At 73.6% G+C, this 18,929-nt stretch carries 20 protein-coding genes; 14 read left to right on the plus strand and 6 right to left on the minus strand.

The annotated features are described in order from the left end of the window. Nucleotides 1–51 precede the first annotated feature (51 nt). Entirely contained in the window at nt 52–1,110 is a 1,059-nt protein-coding gene (locus AB2L28_RS14740; RefSeq protein ID WP_370719731.1) for a GGDEF domain-containing protein, read from the plus strand. 15 nt (nt 1,111–1,125) lie between these two features. Here the strand turns inward: AB2L28_RS14740 and AB2L28_RS14745 are convergent, their stop codons facing one another. Next, nucleotides 1,126–1,674: a GNAT family N-acetyltransferase gene (locus AB2L28_RS14745; RefSeq protein WP_370719732.1), complete on the minus strand. Its 549-nt coding sequence runs from the start codon at nt 1,672–1,674 to the stop codon at nt 1,126–1,128. After that, nucleotides 1,671–2,351, minus strand: coding sequence for a TetR/AcrR family transcriptional regulator (locus AB2L28_RS14750; RefSeq protein ID WP_370719733.1), 681 nt, complete (start codon nt 2,349–2,351; stop codon nt 1,671–1,673). The genes AB2L28_RS14745 and AB2L28_RS14750 overlap by 4 nt, the downstream gene beginning before the upstream one ends. A gap of 117 nt (nt 2,352–2,468) precedes the next feature. Here AB2L28_RS14750 and AB2L28_RS14755 point away from each other — a divergent pair, with 117 nt between their 5' ends. The 5 genes from AB2L28_RS14755 to AB2L28_RS14775 all read left to right on the plus strand — a co-directional run bounded on the left by AB2L28_RS14755 (nt 2,469) and on the right by AB2L28_RS14775 (nt 6,991). Next, nucleotides 2,469–3,881 carry an MFS transporter gene (locus tag AB2L28_RS14755; RefSeq protein ID WP_370719734.1) on the plus strand — a complete coding sequence of 471 codons (1,413 nt, stop codon included), beginning with the start codon at nt 2,469–2,471 and terminating at the stop codon, nt 3,879–3,881. Further along, complete coding sequence (locus AB2L28_RS14760) at nt 3,878–4,285, plus strand: DUF2255 family protein (RefSeq protein WP_370719735.1); 408 nt, start codon at nt 3,878–3,880, stop codon at nt 4,283–4,285. Before AB2L28_RS14755 ends, AB2L28_RS14760 begins: the two co-directional genes overlap by 4 nt. Nucleotides 4,286–4,363: 78 nt before the next feature. Further along, a complete protein-coding gene (locus AB2L28_RS14765; protein ID WP_370719736.1) occupies nt 4,364–5,425 on the plus strand; it encodes an alcohol dehydrogenase catalytic domain-containing protein in 1,062 nt (353 codons plus the stop codon). Between the two features lie 70 nt (nt 5,426–5,495). Beyond that, nucleotides 5,496–5,897 (plus strand): (R)-mandelonitrile lyase, encoded by a 402-nt coding sequence (locus AB2L28_RS14770; protein WP_370719737.1) that lies wholly within the window; start codon nt 5,496–5,498, stop codon nt 5,895–5,897. A 74-nt stretch (nt 5,898–5,971) separates the two neighbouring features. Then, nucleotides 5,972–6,991, plus strand: a complete 1,020-nt coding sequence (locus AB2L28_RS14775; RefSeq protein WP_370719738.1) for an aldo/keto reductase — start codon at nt 5,972–5,974, stop codon at nt 6,989–6,991. A gap of 28 nt (nt 6,992–7,019) precedes the next feature. Here AB2L28_RS14775 and AB2L28_RS14780 read toward each other — a convergent pair whose 3' ends face one another. Then, nucleotides 7,020–8,504: an MFS transporter gene (locus tag AB2L28_RS14780; RefSeq protein WP_370719739.1), complete on the minus strand. Its 1,485-nt coding sequence runs from the start codon at nt 8,502–8,504 to the stop codon at nt 7,020–7,022. A gap of 100 nt (nt 8,505–8,604) precedes the next feature. Here AB2L28_RS14780 and AB2L28_RS14785 point away from each other — a divergent pair, with 100 nt between their 5' ends. After that, the gene (locus AB2L28_RS14785) at nt 8,605–9,342 is read left to right on the plus strand and encodes a TetR/AcrR family transcriptional regulator (protein ID WP_370719740.1); all 738 of its coding nucleotides are present in this window, start codon (nt 8,605–8,607) and stop codon (nt 9,340–9,342) included. A 6-nt stretch (nt 9,343–9,348) separates the two neighbouring features. Here AB2L28_RS14785 and AB2L28_RS14790 read toward each other — a convergent pair whose 3' ends face one another. From AB2L28_RS14790 to AB2L28_RS14800, 3 genes are all read right to left on the minus strand, one after another. Beyond that, on the minus strand, nt 9,349–9,912 hold the full coding sequence (locus tag AB2L28_RS14790) for an isochorismatase family protein (protein ID WP_370719741.1): 564 nt from the start codon (nt 9,910–9,912) through the stop codon (nt 9,349–9,351). Between the two features lie 80 nt (nt 9,913–9,992). Beyond that, entirely contained in the window at nt 9,993–10,472 is a 480-nt protein-coding gene (locus AB2L28_RS14795) for a hypothetical protein (protein WP_370719742.1), read from the minus strand. 118 nt (nt 10,473–10,590) lie between these two features. Continuing rightward, entirely contained in the window at nt 10,591–11,163 is a 573-nt protein-coding gene (locus AB2L28_RS14800; RefSeq protein WP_370719743.1) for a hypothetical protein, read from the minus strand. A 103-nt stretch (nt 11,164–11,266) separates the two neighbouring features. Here AB2L28_RS14800 and AB2L28_RS14805 point away from each other — a divergent pair, with 103 nt between their 5' ends. The 7 genes from AB2L28_RS14805 to AB2L28_RS14835 all read left to right on the plus strand — a co-directional run bounded on the left by AB2L28_RS14805 (nt 11,267) and on the right by AB2L28_RS14835 (nt 18,881). After that, on the plus strand, nt 11,267–11,647 hold the full coding sequence (locus AB2L28_RS14805) for a hypothetical protein (protein WP_370719744.1): 381 nt from the start codon (nt 11,267–11,269) through the stop codon (nt 11,645–11,647). Between the two features lie 82 nt (nt 11,648–11,729). Beyond that, on the plus strand, nt 11,730–12,383 hold the full coding sequence (locus AB2L28_RS14810) for a Pr6Pr family membrane protein (protein ID WP_370719745.1): 654 nt from the start codon (nt 11,730–11,732) through the stop codon (nt 12,381–12,383). Nucleotides 12,384–12,500: 117 nt separating this feature from the next. After that, nucleotides 12,501–13,841 carry a serine hydroxymethyltransferase gene (gene glyA, locus AB2L28_RS14815; protein WP_370719780.1) on the plus strand — a complete coding sequence of 447 codons (1,341 nt, stop codon included), beginning with the start codon at nt 12,501–12,503 and terminating at the stop codon, nt 13,839–13,841. 38 nt (nt 13,842–13,879) lie between these two features. Beyond that, nucleotides 13,880–15,139 (plus strand): sarcosine oxidase subunit beta family protein, encoded by a 1,260-nt coding sequence (locus AB2L28_RS14820; protein WP_370719781.1) that lies wholly within the window; start codon nt 13,880–13,882, stop codon nt 15,137–15,139. A gap of 13 nt (nt 15,140–15,152) precedes the next feature. Continuing rightward, on the plus strand, nt 15,153–15,431 hold the full coding sequence (locus tag AB2L28_RS14825; RefSeq protein ID WP_370719746.1) for a sarcosine oxidase subunit delta: 279 nt from the start codon (nt 15,153–15,155) through the stop codon (nt 15,429–15,431). Further along, on the plus strand, nt 15,428–18,307 hold the full coding sequence (locus tag AB2L28_RS14830; RefSeq protein ID WP_370719747.1) for an FAD-dependent oxidoreductase: 2,880 nt from the start codon (nt 15,428–15,430) through the stop codon (nt 18,305–18,307). The genes AB2L28_RS14825 and AB2L28_RS14830 overlap by 4 nt, the downstream gene beginning before the upstream one ends. Beyond that, nucleotides 18,300–18,881 carry a sarcosine oxidase subunit gamma gene (locus AB2L28_RS14835; RefSeq protein ID WP_370719748.1) on the plus strand — a complete coding sequence of 194 codons (582 nt, stop codon included), beginning with the start codon at nt 18,300–18,302 and terminating at the stop codon, nt 18,879–18,881. Before AB2L28_RS14830 ends, AB2L28_RS14835 begins: the two co-directional genes overlap by 8 nt. Nucleotides 18,882–18,929 lie beyond the last annotated feature (48 nt).

Raw genomic sequence — 18,929 nt, forward strand, 5'->3', positions numbered from 1 at the left:
CCGATGATGGGAGCGGGACCACCGACGGGGTGGGTGGAGGGGGAGGGACCGGTGGCGGCACGACGGGCCGCGGGGTGGCGGGCCGACGTCGCGTGGCCCCCCGGCGTCGCCCTCGTCATCGCCGGGCTGGGCCTGTTCGCCCGGTGGGCCGGGCTGGACGTCCACCTCGCGCCCGCCGTCGCCGGCGGGTTCCTGCTCGGCGTCCAGGGCGCCCCGCGGATGCGCGTCCACGCCGACCCCCGGGGTGCGAGCTCCTGGGGGCCGTGGCCGCTGCTGGTCTCCTGCCTCCTCATCGGCGTGGTCCTCGCCGCCCTCGGGCTCGGTGTCGTCGTGCCCGGGGCCTGCGCCACGGCCGGGGTCTACGGCGTCCTGACGGTGCCGACGTGGCGACGGGTGCTGGAGACCGTCGCGTGCGTCCTCGGCAGCTCCGGCCTCGCCTTCGGCGCCCAGGCCCTCGGCTGGGTCGACGGCGTCGTGGGCCTCCTGCCGGGGCTGCTCATCGGGACCGCCCTGCTCAGCTTCTTCGTCCCCGTCCTGGCCAACGTCGCCGAGTTCTCCCGGCGCGCACGGGCCACCGCGGACGCGCTCGAGGCCGAACGCCGCGAGCACGTGGCCGTCCTGGAACGGGCCGCCGCGCACGACCCCCTCACCGGTCTGCTCGGCCGGTGGGGGCTGGAGGAACCGCTGCGCCGGGCGGCGGCCGCCGCCACCGCGGAGTCGATGACCGCGGTGCTGTACGTCGACCTCGACGGGTTCAAGGCCGTCAACGACGACCACGGCCACGGGGCCGGCGACGAGCTCCTCACGGTCGTCGCCTCCAGGCTGTCCCGCGGCCGGTGCGGTTCCGACGTCGTCGCCCGCACCGGGGGCGACGAGTTCGTGCTCGTCCTCACGGGCCTGACCGACGCGGCGCAGGCGGCCGCCGCGGCCGCCGGGTTGCGGCACGACCTCGCGCAGGACGTCGTCCTGCGCGACGGGACGGTCGTGTCCGTCGGCGCCAGCGCGGGGGTCGCGGTGGCCGCCGAACCCCGCGACCCCGACGCGCTGCTGTCCGAGGCGGACGCGGCGATGTACGCGGAGAAGCGCGACCGCGCGACCCGCAGCGCCTGACGTCCCCCGCCCGCCTCAGCGCAGGCCGACCGCGTCCAGGTCCCAGAACACCCGGTCGTAGACGAGGGTGCCCGTCATCCAGTCCTCCCACCCGTCCAGGAGGACGACCTGGAAGCCCGCGGGCGGGATGCGCAGCGAGGGACGGCGGAACCCCAGCTCCCCGGCCGCCCGGAAACCCCTGCCCGCGTAGAAGGCCGGGTCCCCCTCGAGGAACAGCGCCGGCCACCCGCGCGTCGTGGCCGCGGCCCGCGCCGCCGCGACGAGGGCCGTCCCGATGCCCCGTCCCTGGAACGGCGGCAGGACGCCCAGCGGCGACAGCACCCCGACGTCGACGAGCCGCGCCGGGGCGTCGAGGAGGTTCCGGCCCGCCATCACGTGCCCGACCACGGTCCCGTCGACCTCCGCGACGAGGGACTCCGGCCGCCCCGGCCGCAACCCCTCGACGACGGCGGCGACGGTCCCGCCCTCCTGCCCGAACGCGACGCGGTGGACGGCGGCCACGGCGGCGTGGTCGCGGGGTTCCTCGGGGCGGACGACCACGGGGACGTCCCGCGCGGCCGTCACCGGTGCCGGTCTCCCGCCCGGGAGGATCGACGGGGTGTCGTCACGGCGTCGTGGGTCAGGCCCGCGGTCAGCGGCGCGACGGGCAGGGGGGTGAAGGTGTCGCGGCGGGTGCTCACCCCGTCGAGGAACATCGCGAGGTACCTGCGGTAGAGGTCGGGGGACACGGACCGGGTGCGTTCCATGATCGCCGACAGGGCCACCTGGAGGAAGATGATGTCGGACTGGTCGAAGTCGGGGCGGACGACGCCCTGGTGCCTGGCCCGCTCGACCAGGGCGGTGACCATCGGCGCGATGCGGTCCCGGACCTCGGCGACCCGTGCGTCACCCATCGCCGGGTTGTTCATGATCTCGTTGAGCCCGCGGTCCCCGAACTGCATGTGCAGGGCCCGGGTGATGAAGGTGAGGAGGCCCTCCCAGGCGTCTGGCTCGGCCAGGGCTGCTTCGGCGACGTCGGCGACGTCGCGCATCCGCTCTTCGAAGAGGGCGTCGATGACCTCCTCCTTGTTGGCGAAGCGCCGGTAGGCGGTGCCGACGCCGACGCCGGCGTGGTGGGCGATGTCGTTGAGCGTGACGTCGAAGCCGTGCTGGGCGAACAGCTCGCCGGCGGCCCTCAGGAGCCGTTCGCGGTTGCGAGCGGCGTCGCTCCTGAGCTCGGGGCGGTCCGGCCGGTCTGCCATGGCCCCATCGTAGCGGCGGAAGCGGATGCGACGTATCCGTTTCTGGTGGTAGCGTCGTCGGAGCGGACGTGAGGCGTCCGCGGCAGGTGTCGACCAGGGGGAGGGTGAGGACGAGCGGTGACTCCCACCGACCACCGGCGCCCCGTGGCGCCCCGGCCCACCGGCCAGGCCGCGCCGACGGCGACGACCGCGACGACCGCGGTGGCCGTCCTCGGCTTCTTCGTCGTGACGCTCGACGCCGTCGTGGTCAACGTGGCGCTGCCGACGATCCGTCAGGAGTTCGGCAGCGCCATCACGGGCCTGCAGTGGGTGGTCGACGGTTACGCGTTGATGTTCGCCGCCCTGCTGCTGAGCGCCGGTTCCGCCGCCGACCGCTTCGGCGCCCGCCGGGTCTTCACCCTCGGGCTCTGCCTGTTCGTCGTCGCCTCCCTGGCCTGCGGCCTGGCGCCGGGCCTCGACCTCCTGGTGGCGGCCCGGTTCGTGCAGGGTGCCGCGGCGGCGGTCATGATGCCGGCCTCCATGGCGTTGATCGGCCAGGCCCACGCGAACCCGGTCCGGCGCGCCCGCGCGGTGGGGGTGTGGGCGATGGGCGGGGCGGTGGCCTCTTCCACCGGCCCGGTGCTCGGCGGCCTGCTCACCGAGGTGAGCTGGCGCCTCATCTTCTGGATCAACCTCCCCGTCGGTCTCGCCGCTCTCGTCCTGCTGGTCCGGGTCGCCCCCTCCCCGCGACGTCCGGCTCCCCTCGACGGGACCGGTCAGGTCTCCGCGCTGGTGGCGATGGGAGCCCTGACCTACGGCGCCATCGAGGCCGGCGCACGGGGCTTCACGGCACCGCAGGTGCTCGCGGCCTTCGCGGCGGCGGCGCTGGGGCTGGTGGTCTTCCTCACCGCCCAGGCCCGGGGACGGCACCCGATGGTGCCGCTGCCGTTGCTGCGCACCCCCGCGGTGGCCGTCTCGGCGGTGATCGGGTTCGCCTTCATGGTCGCCTACTACGGCCTGCCCTTCGTGTTCAGCCTGTACTTCCAGCAGCAACGCGGCCTGTCGCCCCTGGCTGCCGGGGCCCTGTTCCTGCCCATGATGCTGATCGGGCTGGTGCTCACCCCGGTCTCGGCCCGCATCGTCGAGCGCACGGGACACCGCCTGCCCATCACCGCGGGGCTGCTGGTCATGGCCCTCGGCGCCGTGGCCCTGGCCCTGCTCCCCGCCTCGGTCCCCCTCGCGGTGCCCTCGGCGCTGCTGGTGCTGATCGGTCTGGGTGGGCCGCTGGTCATGCCGCCCACCACGGCGGTGCTGCTCAACAACGTCGCCGGTCACAGCGCCGGAACGGCCAGCGGCGTCTTCAACACCAGCCGCCAGGTCGGTGGCGCGCTGGCGATCGCCGTGTACGGCGGCCTGCTCGCCGGTTCGGGCGGCTTCATGGCCGGCCTGCGCGACAGCCTGCTGATCGCCGCCGCCGTCGTGGCCCTGGCCGCCGTCGCCGCCCTGCGGCTGCGCACGACCGCAGCCGCCCGTCCCCAGGAGGCACGATGACGAACTGGACCCCCGACGACCTCGACACCCTCGGCGGTGCCGACGAGATCGAGATCACCACGCTGCGGCCCGACGGGTCGGCGCGCCGGTGGACCCCGATCTGGTCGGTGCGCACCGGTGACGACCTCTACGTCCGCTCCTACCGGGGGCAGGCGGGCGCCTGGTACCGCCGCGCCCGTGGCGGCGAACCCACCCGCGTGCGCGTGCGGGGCCACCGCGAGCACGACGTCACGGTCGAGGTCCCCGGCGAGGTCCCGGGCGAGGCGGCGACCGTGGTCGACCAGGACGCCGTCGACGCGGCCTACCGGGCCAAGTACGCCCGGTTCGGCACCACCTACCTCGGCCCCATGGTCGCCCCGGCGGCCCGGGCCGCGACCCTGCGGATCACACCGCTCACGGCCTGAGGCTGCGAGCACCACCGCACCCACCCCCAGCCCGCTCCGTGGAGCGGGCCTCACCAGCACCTGCGAGGAGAACGAACCATGAAGGCAGCCATCTTCAAGGGCAAGGGCACCATCGCCGTCGAGGAGCGGCCCAAGCCGACCGTCACCGAGCCCACCGACGCCGTCGTGCGCGTGGTGCTGGCCTGCGTGTGCGGGTCGGACCTGTGGTTCTACCGCGGCATCTCCGACCTGCCCCACGGCGGCGTCGGCCACGAGTTCATCGGCGTCGTGGACGAGGTCGGCAGCGCGGTCGGCGACCTGCAGGTCGGTGACTTCGTCATCGCGCCGTTCTCCTGGTCCGACGGCACCTGCCGCAACTGCCGGCACGGCGTCCAGACCGCCTGCGTGCACGGCGGGTTCTTCGGCCAGGGCGGCGACGGCGACGGTGGTCAGGCCGAGTTCGTCCGCGTCCCCCACGCCGACGGCACCCTGGTCACCGTCCCCGCCCCCGCGTCGGGGGAGGAGTTCTCCGACGAGACCATGGCCTCGCTGCTGGCCCTGACCGATGTCATGGCCACCGGCTACCACGCCGCGGTGTCGGCGGGCGTGACCGAGGGCATGACCGTCGCGGTCGTGGGTGACGGCGCCGTCGGCCTGTCCGGTGTCCTGGCCGCGAAGCTGCTCGGCGCGGCGCGCATCGTCGTGCTGGGCAGCACGACCGAGTCCCGCCACGTCCTGGCCCGTGAGTACGGCGCCACCGACGTCATCACCGTCCGCGGCTCCGAAGCGGTCGAGCAGCTGCAGGCGCTGACCGGAGGCTTCGGCGCGGACGCGGTGCTGGAGTGCGTCGGCACGAAGGAGTCCACCGAGACCGCCTTCGCCGTCGCCGCCGCCGGTGCCGTCGTCGGGCGCGTGGGCGTGCCCCACGACGCCGAGGTGGACGCCGAGGGGACCTTCTACCGCAACGTCGGCATGCGCGGTGGCCCCGCCCCGGCCCGCGCCTACCAGCCCGACCTGCTCCGGCAGGTCCTCGACGGGTCGATCAACCCGGGCAAGGTGTTCGACCTGACCACCGACCTGGACTCCATCGCCGAGGCCTACGCCGCGATGGACGAACGCCGGGCGATCAAGGCTCTGGTGAAGGTCAGCAGCCTGCGGTGACGTCCTCGTCGACGACGACCCCCGTCACCGCAGCGCAGTCCCCCCACCACGAGACGACCCGAGGAGAACCGTGAAGCACACCCGGAGCACCACCTCGTCGACGGTTCCCGGCCCGGCGCAGACCTTCACCGGGACCGTCTTCATCGACGGCGTCCGCACCCCCGACGACCAGTCGGCCGTGGGCTGCGCCCACGTCCGCTTCGCCCCCGGTGCGCGGACCGCCTGGCACCACCACCCCAAGGGCCAGACCCTCTACGTCACCGACGGCGTCGGACTGGTCGCCCGCCGGGGAGGGGAGGTCCAGGAGATCCGCCCCGGTGACGTGGTCTACGTCGAGCCGGGCGAGGAGCACTGGCACGGCGCCACCGCCGACCGGTTCATGGCCCACGTCGCCATCCAGGAGGCCGACGAGAACGGCCAGGTCGTGACCTGGCTGGACCACGTCAGCGACGAGGAGTACGGCGCTCGCTGAGGACCGCGCGCACGTGCCGGCCGGCCCGCCCGGCCCTTCGACCCGCCCGACCCCCTCCACCGGAAGGACCGCTCGTGCAGCGACGACTCCTCGGACGCACCGGAGTGTCCGTCAGCCCCCTGGCCCTGGGCACGATGATGTTCGGCCCCTGGGGCAACGCCGACGAGGCCGACTCGATCCGCATCATCCACCGCGCGCTGGACGCCGGCATCAACGTCGTCGACACCGCCGACGTGTACTCCGCCGGCGTGAGCGAGGAGATCGTCGGCAAGGCCCTGGCCGGCCGGCGCGAGGACGTCGTGCTGGCCACGAAGTTCTTCATGCCGATGGACGAGGACGACGCCAACCAGCGCGGCGGTTCGCGCCGCTGGATCGTCCGGGAGGTCGAGAACTCCCTGCGCCGGCTGGGCACCGACCACCTGGACCTGTACCAGGTGCACCGACCCAGCCCCCACACCGACGTCGAGGAGACCCTCGGCGCCCTCAGCGACCTCGTGCACCAGGGCAAGGTCCGCTACATCGGGTCCTCGTCCTACTCCGGTTCCCAGATCGTCGAGGCCCAGTGGGCCTCGCGGGAGCGGCACCTGGAACGGTTCGTCACCGAGCAACCGCCGTACTCGATCCTCACCCGGGGCATCGAGGCGGACGTGCTGCCGACGACCCAGCGGTACGGGATGGGGACGTTGACCTACTCCCCGTTGTCGGGGGGCTGGCTGACCGGGCGCTGGCGCAAGGACCGGCCCGGCACGCCGACCTCGGCGGCCCGTCCGCCGGCACGGTTCGACATGTCCAGCCCGGCCAACCACCGCAAGCTCGACGCCGTCGAGGAACTGGCGCGGCTGGCCGAGGCGTCGGGGATGAGCCTGATCGAGATGGCGATCGCCTTCGTGGTCAACCACCCGGGTGTCACCTCGGCGATCATCGGACCCCGCACCATGGAGCAGCTGGAGTCCCAGCTGAGCGGTGCGGAGGTCACGCTGTCGGCCGACGTCCTCGACCGGATCGACGCCGTCGTGGCTCCCGGTGTCACGATCAACCCCGACGACGACAGCTACGGGGCCGCCGAGCTCCTGCCCGCGGCCCGTCGCCGCTGACCAGGACGTCCGCGCACCGGGGTCCCCCTCACGCGCGAGAGCCGGCCGGCTCTCCCGCGGCGGGTTCCTCGGTGCTGCGGGAGTCCGTCAGCGACGAGGCGCCGAACCCCGCGACGACGCCCACGACGACCGCGAGCACGGTGAAGGCGATCCGCTCGCCGTGGAAGAACGACTGCACGAGTTCCGAGCTCCACGTCCCTTCCGGCAGGGTGGCCGTGACGAGGGCGGCGATGAGGGTTCCGACGACCGCGGTCCCGACGCTGGTCCCGACCTCCTGCGCGGTGTCGTTGAGCGAGGCCGCCAGGGAGGTGCGGTTCTGCGGGGCCGCGCTCACGAGGGCGACGGCGCAGATCGTCATGACCGTCCGCAGGCCGACGGTGAGCACCACCATGCAGACGGCGATCACGGGGTAACCGTGGTCCACGCCGACGGCGAGACCGACCAGGGCGGCGGTCAGCGACCCGGCGCCGACGAGGCAGGCGGTGCGGTGACCGAAGCGGCGGGCGAGCGCCTCCGAGACCGGTGTCGCGGCGATCATCGTCAGGATGAGCGGCAGGTTCGCCAGCCCGGCGCGCACCGGGCTCCAGCCGTAGGCGAACTGGAAGTGCAGGATCAGGCTGAACAGCACCGCGGCCATGGCGATCGAGGTGCCGACCTGCGCCACGGCGGCGCCGCGGACGGTCCCGTCGCGGAACAGGGCGAGGTCGAGCATCGGCTGGGCGGTGGTGCGCTCGTGGCGGACGAAGGCGAGCAGCGCGACCACCGCGCCCAGGACCGAACCGGTGGTGGCGAACGAGGTCCAGCCGTGCTCGACACCGCTGGTGAGGGCGTAGCAGGCGAACCCGATGGTCGCGATCGACAGCGCCGCGCCGGGCAGGTCCAGGGCGTCGTCGGTGAGGTCCTCGCGGCGGTCGGCGGGGACGCCGAGGCGCACGCCGACCACGGCGACCACGGCGATGGGGGCGTTGACGACGAGCAGCCACTCCCAGCCGACGTGGGCCAGCGCGGTGCCGCCCAGCAGCGGGCCGAGGACGAAACCGCTCATGCCGACGACGATCATCACGGTCATGGCGCGCATGCGCAGCGCCTCGTCCTCGAAGAGGCGGAACACCAGGGAGTTGGTGATCGGCGCCATGGCCGCCGCGGCGACACCGAGGCCGGCGCGCAGCGCGATGAGTTCGCCGGTGGTCGTCACGACCGCGGCGAACAGGCTCACCGCGCCGAACACGGTCAACCCGATGAGCAGGACGCGCCTGCGGCCGAACCGGTCGGCGGCCGAGCCCGCGGTCAGCAGCAGCCCGCCGAAGGTGAGGGAGTAGGCGCCGGTGACCCACTGCAGGGCGGTGGTGCCGCTGCCGAGGTCCCGGCCGATGGTCGGCAGCGCGATGGTCAGCAGGGTGTTGTCGACCATCTCGACGAAGAAGGCCAGGCACAGCGCGAACAGCGGGATCCACGCCGCGCGCAGCGAGGTGTAGGTCCGCGGCGTCGGTGCAGGCGTCGGGGTGGGGTTCACGGCGTCTCTCCTCTCGGTGGCGGCCGCCCAGTATCGAACGACGTTCGGTAATATAGAACGACGTTCGATGTGCTGTCCAGGGTGTGGTGGGATGGAGCGCATGGCGGATGCGCGGACCAGCCCACGAGACCGACCCGGGGGAGCCCGACGCACCGGCGGTGCCCGTGCGGCCGGCAGGACCCGCCAGCGCGCGTCGCACTCCCTGGAGGCCGTCGTCGGCGAGGCCGTCGTCCTGCTCGACGAGGCGGGGGAGTCCGCACTGACCTTCCGCGCGCTCGCGGCCCGCCTCGGCGGCGGGGTCGGCAGCATCTACTGGTACGTCTCGGGCAAGGACGAGCTCATCGACCTCGCCGGTGACCACGTGATCGCCTCGGTGCTGGCGGCCACCGAGGACCGGACCGGGGCCGAGGACCCCCTCGACGACGTGCGAGCCACCGCCGTCGCCTTCTTCGACGCCGTCGTCGTCCGGCCCTGGCTCGGGGGCCGGTTCCTGGGCGACACCGAGCAGCAGCCCAACGGCATGCGCCTGTACGAGCGCTTCGGCCAGCAGGTCATGCGGCTGGGGCTGCCGCCCCGGCGCAGCTTCGAGGCCGTCTCGGCGGTCCTGGGCTACGTCGTCGGGACCGCCGCCGACCTCGGGCGCCAGTCGACCGCGCTCGGCGCCGAGCGCGACAGCGAGCTCGCGCAGCACGTCGAGCGGTGGCGGGCGCTGGACGAGCGGGAGTTCCCCTTCGTCCACTTCGTCCTCGACGAGTTCGCCACCCACGACGACGGCGAGCAGTTCCGCGCGGGCCTGGACCTCCTGCTGGCGGGGTTGCGGTTGCAGGCCCGCGGCTGAGGAGCCTCAGTCGCGGGTTCCCGCCAGGTCGACCTCGTCGCTCGGAACCGCCGCGGCGGTTCGTCCCGGGGCGCGCTGGAAGCCCCAGTACAGGTTCGTGTGGGCGACGACCTGCTGCGGCGGCGGGGCGCCCCACGCCGACAGGTCCTCGGTCGTGTGCGCGTCCGTCACGAGCGTCACGTCGTAGCCGCGGGTGAAGGCGCCGTGCAGCGTCGAGCGGATGCACGCGTCGGACTGCGCACCGGCCACGACGAGCCGGCCCGCACCCCGGGCCGCGAGCACGTCCTCGAGGTCGGTGTCCTCGAAGGAGTCGCCGTACGTCTTGTGCACGACCGCCTCGCCCGCGGCGGCGACGAGCTCGGGCACGTACCGCCACGCCTCGCTACCCAGCGGCAGGTCGTCGCTGGAGTGCTGCACCCACACGACCGGGACGCCGGCCGCGCGGGCCCGCTGCACCAGCACCGCGATGGTGGCGACCACCCGCTCGGAGTCGACGCTGGCGGCCATCACGCCGCGCTGCACGTCGACGACGAGGAGGACGGAACCGGGGCGGTCGGTGAGCGTGGTCACGCCACCGATCGTGCCGTCTCGGCGATGGCCGCGCCGTCGCGCTCGACCGAGGAGCGAACGGCCCTGCACCCGCCGATCGGTCAGCCGTCGCCCGCCTCGGCGATCAGCCACGGCTCCTGGTCGTCGTGCCGGACCAGCACGTACCCCCACCCCGAAGGTTCCCCCGCGGAGAAGCCCTGCCCGGGGTCGGTCACGGTGAAGGTCACCTGGACCGACACCACCTGCTCGTAGGCCTTCAACTCCTCCGGGCTCCACGTGGTGTCGTACGGCACGACCGTGGAGGAGACGTCCACGTCCTCCAGACCCGGGTCGTCCCCGTGCTGCCACCGGTCCTGCGCGGCGAACCCCGGAGTCGAGACCTGCGCGGCGCTGTCCTCGTCCCCGTGCTGGATCGCGTCGAGGTAGGTGCGGACCACGTCATCCGGTGCCTCGGAGGCCGTGTGCTGCCGGGCCACCTCGGCCCGCGCCTGCCCGGAGGATCCGCAGCCGGCCACTGCCACGACGAACGCCAGCACCAAGCCCGTCGAGGACCACGCGACCACGCGGCGTCGCTCTCTCACCACTCCGGTCTAGCAGCAACCGTGCAGGTTCGTGCGCGCCGGCGACACCTGTCCGCAACACCCGCACACGGCGCTGTCGAGGGCACCGGTGGCGGCGGGCCCGAGCTCGTGACGCCCGTCAGCGAGGCGCCGGCCCGGCGACCAACCTCAGGGCGCTCTCGTAGCCGCCGGCGAGGTCGATGCGGGTGACGGCCTCCACCGCACGCCGGGTGGTCGCGGTCTCCCACTGCGCAGCGGTGGTGACCTCCAGCAGCTCCACCCAGTGCTCGCCCACCTCCCGCACGACGCCGACGAAGCAGACGTCGGGGTCTCGCCGTTCCGGGTGCAGCGCGACGATCTCCTCACTGCCGACCAGACTGGTCAACAGCCCGCGACGGGAGTCCAGGTCGAGGTGGACCGGGACGGGCGGCAGGGGCCACTGATCGCGCCGTCGGAGGGCTTCGGTGGTGAAGCGGGCGTTGGCGCGGGGTTCGACGACGCTGACGTCGCGCAGCCGCACCGCGCTCCAACCGGTCGGCCAGACGTCGGTGGAGACGCAGGCCAGGACCAGCCAGCGTCGACCGAGGGCGACGACGTAGCCCTCGAGCCACTCCACCTCCTCCTCGCCCACGGCGCGGTGGACCCGGACCAGCACGGAGTCGGCCCGGGCCGCGGCCAGCAGCTCGGTCGTGCGGCGCGGGGCAGGAGACACCTCGACAACCTCGCAGACCGACGCAGGAGCGAGCCACCGACTTCCCGCACGTCCCGCGCGGTGCGCGGGCACCCACCCCGCCGAGCAGTGCCAGGCTGGGAGGGTGAGCGGCGCTGCCTCTGCACCACCCACCGAGCCCGGCCGGAGCGCGTCCGCAGCGCACCTGCGGACCCAGGCCCGGGCGCACTGGGTCAACGCGATCGTCCTGCTCCCCTGCACCCGCCCCTTCCTGCGCCTGGACGGCGCTCAGGAACACCCCCTGGCGTGGGGCCGGACGGCGTCGTTCCCGCTGGCGGCCGGAACCCACCTGGTCGAGACCTTCGTCCGCTACCGCGGAACGCCCTGGCCCACCGGGACCGGTCGCCTGCACCTCGACGTCGGCGGAGGTGAGGACGTCGACGTCCTGGCCCGCAACGGGCCGCTGAACCACCAACCCCTGCAACCACGGCTCGCGTCGCGACGACCTCCGGTGCCACCGTCCTGACGGTCGTGGCACCGCGCCGGCAGCGCCGTCGTGGTCGTGCCCGGACCCCGGGGCGGTGTCCGGCGCGGGGCAGGATGGCGCGGTGACCCGTCGAGCCTCCCGCGCCGTCCACGCCGTGCTGGCGCTGGTGGTGCTCGCCGCCCTGTGCACCCAGGTGGTCCTCCTCCTGGGCGGGGGCGCCGACGCGAACTCCGGTGCGGCGGAGGCGGTGCCCGTCGTGACCCGGTTCGTCCGCTTCCTCAGCTACTTCACCGTGCAGAGCAACCTCCTCGTCCTCGTCGGGGCCGTGTCGCTGGTCCTGGACCCGGTGCGCGACGGCCGGCTCTGGCGGGTCGTGCGCCTCGACGCGCTCCTGGGCATCGCGGTCACGGGTCTCGTCTTCGGGGCCGTCCTCGCCCCCTACGTCCACCCGACGGGTGCGGCGTGGTGGGTCAACGCCGGGTTCCACTACGTCTCGCCCGTGCTGGCGGTCCTGAGCTGGGTCCTGTTCGGGCCGCGGCCCCGGGTCGACGGCCGGACGTTCGGGTGGGCCTTCGTCTGGCCGGTCGCGTGGACGGTCTGCACGCTCGTCCGGGGTGCCGTCGTCGGCTGGTACCCGTACCCGTTCCTCGACGTGGACGAGCTCGGGTACGCGGTCGTCCTGCGGAACGTGGGGTTCGTCGTCCTGCTCTCCGTGGCGCTGCTGAGCCTGTTCCGCCTGCTCGACCGCCGGCTGCGCCCGCTGCCCCGCCGCTGACGGCACGGGCGCGTGCCCGCGGGAGGGCCCCCTTGACCCCCGCGGTGTCGGCGACCTACTGTGCAGCCAACTGATATACCAGTCAGCGCAGTCGCAGTCCTGGAGGTTGGCGTGACCCTGCAGCTCGAACAGCCCGTGGCCCCGGCCGGCGACCCGGTCCTGTCCGGACGCCTCGCCGACCTCGACCCCGAGGTCGCGGCCGCCGTCGACGCCGAACTGCACCGGCAGCAGTCCACCCTGGAGATGATCGCCAGCGAGAACTTCGCGCCGCTGGCGGTCATGGAGGCCCAGGGTTCGGTCCTCACCAACAAGTACGCCGAGGGCTACCCCGGGCGCCGCTACTACGGCGGTTGCGAGAACGTCGACGTCATCGAGCAGCTCGCGATCGACCGGCTCAAGGCCCTGTTCGGCGCGGAGTACGCCAACGTCCAGCCGCACTCCGGCGCCCAGGCCAACGCCGCCGTCATGGCGGCGCTGCTGACCCCGGGGGACCGGATCCTCGGGCTCGACCTCGCCCACGGCGGCCACCTCACGCACGGCATGAAGCTGAACTTCTCCGGCAAGCTCTACGACGTCGCCGCCTACCACGTCCGCGAGGACGACCACCGCGTCGACCTGGACGAGGTCGCCCGGCTCGCCCGCGAGCACCGCCCGAAGCTGATCGTCGCCGGCTGGTCGGCCTACCCGCGCCACCTGGACTTCGCGCGCTTCCGCGAGATCGCCGACGAGGTTGGCGCCTACCTCATGGTCGACATGGCGCACTTCGCCGGTCTCGTCGCCGCCGGGTTGCACCCCTCGCCGGTCCCGCACGCCCACGTCGTCACCTCGACCACCCACAAGACCCTCGGGGGTCCCCGCGGCGGCGTCATCCTCGCGACGGCGGAGCTGGGCAAGAAGTTCAACTCCTCCGTCTTCCCCGGCCAGCAGGGCGGACCGCTCGAGCACGTCATCGCCGCCAAGGCCGTCGCGTTCAAGCTCGCCGCCGAACCCGCCTTCGCCGACCGGCAGCGCCGCACGCTGGCCGGGGCGAGGATCCTCGCCGACCGCCTCACAGCCCCGGACTCGCGCGAAGCCGGGATCGCGGTCGTCAGCGGCGGCACCGACGTCCACCTCGTCCTCGTGGACCTGCGCGACTCCTCCCTGGACGGCAAGCAGGCCGAGGACCGGCTGCACGACATCGGCATCACCGTCAACCGCAACGCCGTCCCCTTCGACCCGCGGCCGCCGATGGTGAGCTCCGGCGTCCGCATCGGCACCCCCGCCCTCGCCGCCCGCGGTTTCGACGAGGACGACTTCGCCGAGGTCGCCGACGTCATCGCCACAGCGCTGCGCCCCGAGACCGGGACCCACGCCCTGACCGAGCTGAGCCACCGCGTCGCGGCGCTCGCCGCCCGGCACCCGCTCTACCCGACCCTGTCCGGCGCCCCGTCCGACCCTGCCCAGGAGGTGTCCCGGTGACCACCGTCGACGCGTTCTCGACCGACCCCGACGACGCGGTGCCGCACACCCCGGCACCGGAGACGAAGTCCCCCCGGACCCCGGGGGCCGACCTGCCCGAGCACCCCGACTTCCTGTGGCGCTCCCCGGAACCGAAGAAGTCCTACGACGTCGTCATCGTCGGCGGCGGCGGGCACGGCCTGGCCACGGCGCACTACCTGGCGCAGAACCACGGCATCACGAACGTCGCGGTGCTGGAGAAGGGCTGGCTCGCCGGCGGCAACATGGCCCGCAACACCACGCTCATCCGCTCGAACTACCTGTGGGACGAGTCGGCGGGGATCTACGAGCACTCCCTGAAGCTGTGGGAGGGGCTGGAGGAGGACCTCGGCTACCCGATCCTCTTCAGCCAGCGCGGCGTCCTCAACCTCGCGCACACGCTGCAGGACGTGCGCGACTCGGTCCGCCGGGTCGAGGCGAACCGGCTCAACGGGATCGACGCGGAGTGGGTCGAACCGGACGAGGTCCGCAAGATCTGCCCGATCGTCAACACCTCCACCGACATCCGCTACCCCGTCCTGGGGGCGACGTACCAGCCGCGCGCCGGCATCGCCAAGCACGACTACGTGGCCTGGGGTTTCGCCCGCCGCGCCTCTGAGGCCGGTGTCGACCTCATCCAGGACTGCGAGGTCACCGACTTCATCCGCGAGGGCAACCGCGTCGTCGGGGTCCGCACCACCAAGGGCGACATCGCCTGCGGCCAGGTCGCCCTGGCCTCGGCCGGTTCCACGTCGGTGCTCACCGACAAGCTCGGGCTGCGCGTGCCGATCCAGTCCCACCCGCTGCAGGCGCTGGTGTCGGAACTGCTCGAACCCGTCCACCCGACGATCGTCATGTCGAACGCCGTGCACGTGTACGTCTCGCAGGCGCACAAGGGCGAACTCGTCATGGGGGCCGGGGTCGACTCCTACAACGGGTACGGCCAGCGCGGTGCGTTCCACATCATCGAGCGGCAGATGGCGGCGGCCGTCGAGCTGTTCCCCGTCTTCGCCCGCGCGCACCTGCTGCGCACCTGGGGCGGCATCGTGGACGTCACCCCGGACGCCTCGCCCATCGTCTCCAAGACGCCGTACGACAACGTCTACCTGAACTGCGGGTGGGGGACGGGCGGGTTCAAGGCGACCCCGGGCGTCGGTTGGACGTTCGCCCACACCATCGCCCACGACGAACCGCACCAGTACAACGCCCCGTTCACCCTGGACAGGTTCGTGACGGGCCGGCTGGTCGACGAGCACGGCGCCGCCGCCGTGGCGCACTGAGAGGGGTGCAGAGGTGCAGTTGATCGAGTGCCCGTGGTGCGGGCCGCGCGAGGAGATCGAGTTCCACTACGGCGGTCAGGCGCACGTCGCCTACCCGCAGGACCCCGCGGCGCTGGACGACCGCGAGTGGGCCGAGTACCTGTTCTTCCGCGACAACCCCAAGGGCCTGTTCCGTGAGCGCTGGTCGCACGCGGCCGGGTGCCGGCGGTGGTTCAACGCCGAACGGGACACCGTCACCTACCAGTTCACGACGGTCTACGCACCGCAGGAGAAGGGAACGGTGACCCCGTGAGCACCGACACCACGCCCACGCCGCACGCCCCGTTCCGCACCGCCGACGGCGGCCGCGTCGACCGCAGCCGGGTGCTGGAGTTCCGCGTCGGCGGCGAGACGCTGACGGCGCACCCCGGTGACACCGTCGCCTCCGCGCTGCTCGCCCACGGCCGGCACCAGGTGGGGACGAGCATCAAGCTCGGCCGCCCCCGCGGCATCGGTGCCGCCTGGGCCGAGGACCCGGGCGGGCTGCTGCAGGTCGAGGAACCCTTCCCCGAGCCGATGCTGCTCGCCACGACCGTCGAGGTGTTCGACGGTCTCGCGGTCGAGGGCATCCCCGGGCAGGGCCGGCTGGCCGAGGTCGCCGACACCGCCCGCTACGACACCCGTCACCTGCACGTCGACGTCCTCGTCATCGGCGCCGGCCCCGCCGGCCTGCAGGCCGCGCTCACCGCCGCCCGGTCGGGCGCGCGCGTCGCCCTCGTCGACGAGCAGTCCGAGGCCGGTGGCTCCCTGCTGGGGACGACCGACGTCCTCGACGGCGCCCCCGCCACCGCGTGGGTGGCCCGGGCGACCGCGGAACTGGCCGGCCACGCCGACGTCACCCACCTGCAGCGCACCACGGCGTTCGGCGTCTACGACGACGGGTTCGTCCTCGCCGTGGAACGGCGCACCGACCACCTCGGGGCGCAGGCCCCGCAGCACCTGTCCCGCCAGCGCGTGCACCGCATCCGCGCCGAGCACGTCGTCGTCGCCACCGGCTCGCACGAGCGTCCCGTCGTCTTCACCGACAACGACCGGCCCGGCACGATGCTCGCCGGGGCGGCCCGCACGTTCCTGCACCGCTACGGGGTCCTGCCGGGTTCGCGCGCCGTCGTCTTCACGACGAACGACTCCGCCTACGCCGCCGCCGTCGACCTCGCCGACGCGGGTGTCGAGGTCGCGGCCGTCGTCGACGTCCGCCAGGAGGTCCCGGCGCAGTGGGCCGCCGAGCTCACCGCGCGCTCGATCCCGTCGCGTTCGGGCGCCGTGGTGACCGGCACCCGCGGGGAGGGCCGCGTCAGCGCCGCCGTCGTCGCCCGCCGCGACGGGACGGACCCGGTCGAGGTCGAGTGCGACCTGCTGCTCGTCAGCGGTGGCTGGAACCCCGCCGTGCACCTGTTCAGCCAGGCCCGCGGGCGCCTGCGGTTCGACGCGGGCCTGGGGGCGTTCCTGCCCGCCGAGCGCCTGGCGGGTCTGACGGTGGTGGGCGCGGCGAGCGGGGAGTTCACCCTCGCCGGCGCGATCTCGCAGGCCCGGCAGGAGACGCAGACCGTGCTGGACGAGCTCGACCTCGAACCGGCCGACGAGGACGAGATCCCCGTCGCGGCCGACGCGTTCGCGGCCGAACCGCCCGCGCTGCTGTGGTTCGTCCCCGACCCCGACGGTGACGCCAGCCGTCAGTTCGTCGACGTCCAGCGCGACGCCACCGTCGCCGACATCGAACGCGCCGTCGGGGCCGGCCTGCGCTCGCCCGAGCACGTCAAGCGGTACACGACGATCGGCACCGCGCACGACCAGGGCAAGACGTCCGGCATCGTCGCGACCGGCATCCTCGGGCAGCTGCTGGGTCGCGGCCCGGAGGCCGTGGGCACCACGACGTTCCGCCCGCCGTACACGCCGGTCTCCTTCGCGACCCTCGCCGGCCGCGACCGCGGGCAGCTGTTCGACCCCGTCCGCACCACCGTCCTGCACGACTGGCACGTCCTGCACGGCGCGGTGTTCGAGGACGTGGGGCAGTGGAAGCGCCCGCGCTACTACCCGCTCGCGGGTGAGGACATGGAGGCCGCCGTCCTGCGCGAGTGCGCCGCCGCCCGCACCGGGGTCGGCATCCTCGACGGGTCCACGCTCGGGAAGATCGACGTGCAGGGCCCGGACGCGGGGGAGTTCCTCGACCGGCTCTACACGAACCTCATGAGCTCGCTCAAGGTCGGCAAGGTCCGCTACGGCGTCATGTGCGGGGCCGACGGGATGGTCCTGGACGACGGGACCGTCCTGCGGGTCGCCGAGGACCGGTTCCTCGTCATGACCACCACCGGTGGGGCCGCGAAGGTCCTGGACTGGATGGAGGAGTGGCTGCAGACGGAGTGGCCCGACCTGCGGGTCCACCTCGCCTCCGTCACCGAGCAGTGGGCGGCGTTCCCCGTCGTCGGCCCCCGGTCGCGCGACGTCATCGGCGAGGTGTTCGGGATCGACGCCTCCGCCGAGGCGTTCGAGTTCATGACGTGGCGCGACGTCGAGCTCGACGGGGTCCCCGTCCGGCTGGCCCGCATCAGCTTCTCCGGCGAGCTCGCCTGGGAGGTCCACGTCAGCGGCTGGTACGCCCCGGCCGTCTGGGAACGGCTCGTCGCCGCGGGGGAACGGTTCGCCATCACCCCCTACGGGACCGAGACGATGCACGTCCTGCGGGCCGAGAAGGGGTACCCGATCATCGGCCAGGACACCGACGGGACGGTGACGCCGCAGGACCTCGGGATGTCGTGGGTGGTCTCGAAGAAGAAGCCGGACTTCGTCGGCAAGCGGTCCTTCGCCCGCGCCGAGAACCAGCGCGCGGACCGCAAGCAGCTCGTGGGCCTGCTCCCGGTGGACCGGGACACGGTCCTGCCGGAGGGTTCGCAGATCATCGCGCTGCAGGAGGGCGGGGAACTCCCGCCCCCGCCCGTCCCCATGCTCGGGCACGTCACGTCGAGCTACCGCAGCTCGTTCCTGGAACGCCCGTTCGCGCTGGCCCTGCTCAAGGGGGGCGCGTCCCGGCACGGTGAGACCCTGCACGTGCCCGTCGGGAACCGCCTGGTGGCCGTCGAGGTCACCGGTCCCGTCCTCGTCGACCCGGAAGGAGCCCGCCGCGATGGCTGAGCTCACGCGCACCCACCCGCTCGCCGACCCGGAGCAGCTGACCACCCTCACCGCCGGCCACGTCGAGGCCCGGCCGTTCGTCGCGATGGCCGTCGTCCGCGCCGCGGCCGGCAGCGAGGCGGCCCGGGTCGCCGCGGAGCTCCTCGGCGTCGACCTGCCGACGCGGCCCAACACGTGGGCCCGGACGGCCGGGGGCAAGGTCGTCTGGCTCGGCCCGGACGAGTGGCTCGTCCTGGACGAGACCTCGACCCCGTGGGACCTGGAGGACGCGCTGCGGTCCCGCCTCGCGCCCGTCGAGGGTGCGGCCACCGACGTGTCCACCCAGCGGCTCGCCCTGCGGCTGCACGGCCCGCACGCGCAGGAACTGCTGCGGTCGGGGACGTCCGTCGACGTCGACCCCCGGGTGTTCCCGGCCGGGTCCAGCGCGCAGACGAACCTGGCCCAGGCCGGGGTCGTGCTCCTCGCCCTCGGGAACGACGGCGACGACTTCGAGGTGCTCGTCCGCACCTCCTTCGCCGGGTACCTCGCGGCCTGGCTGGCCGACGCGGCCCTGGAGTTCCGGACCGGGGACTGACCCGCCCCCGCCCACCCCGCACGACCCGACCGACCAGCCGGAACCAGC

Origin of the sequence: Kineococcus mangrovi (assembly GCF_041320705.1) — a bacterium.
GTDB lineage: Bacteria > Actinomycetota > Actinomycetes > Actinomycetales > Kineococcaceae > Kineococcus > Kineococcus mangrovi.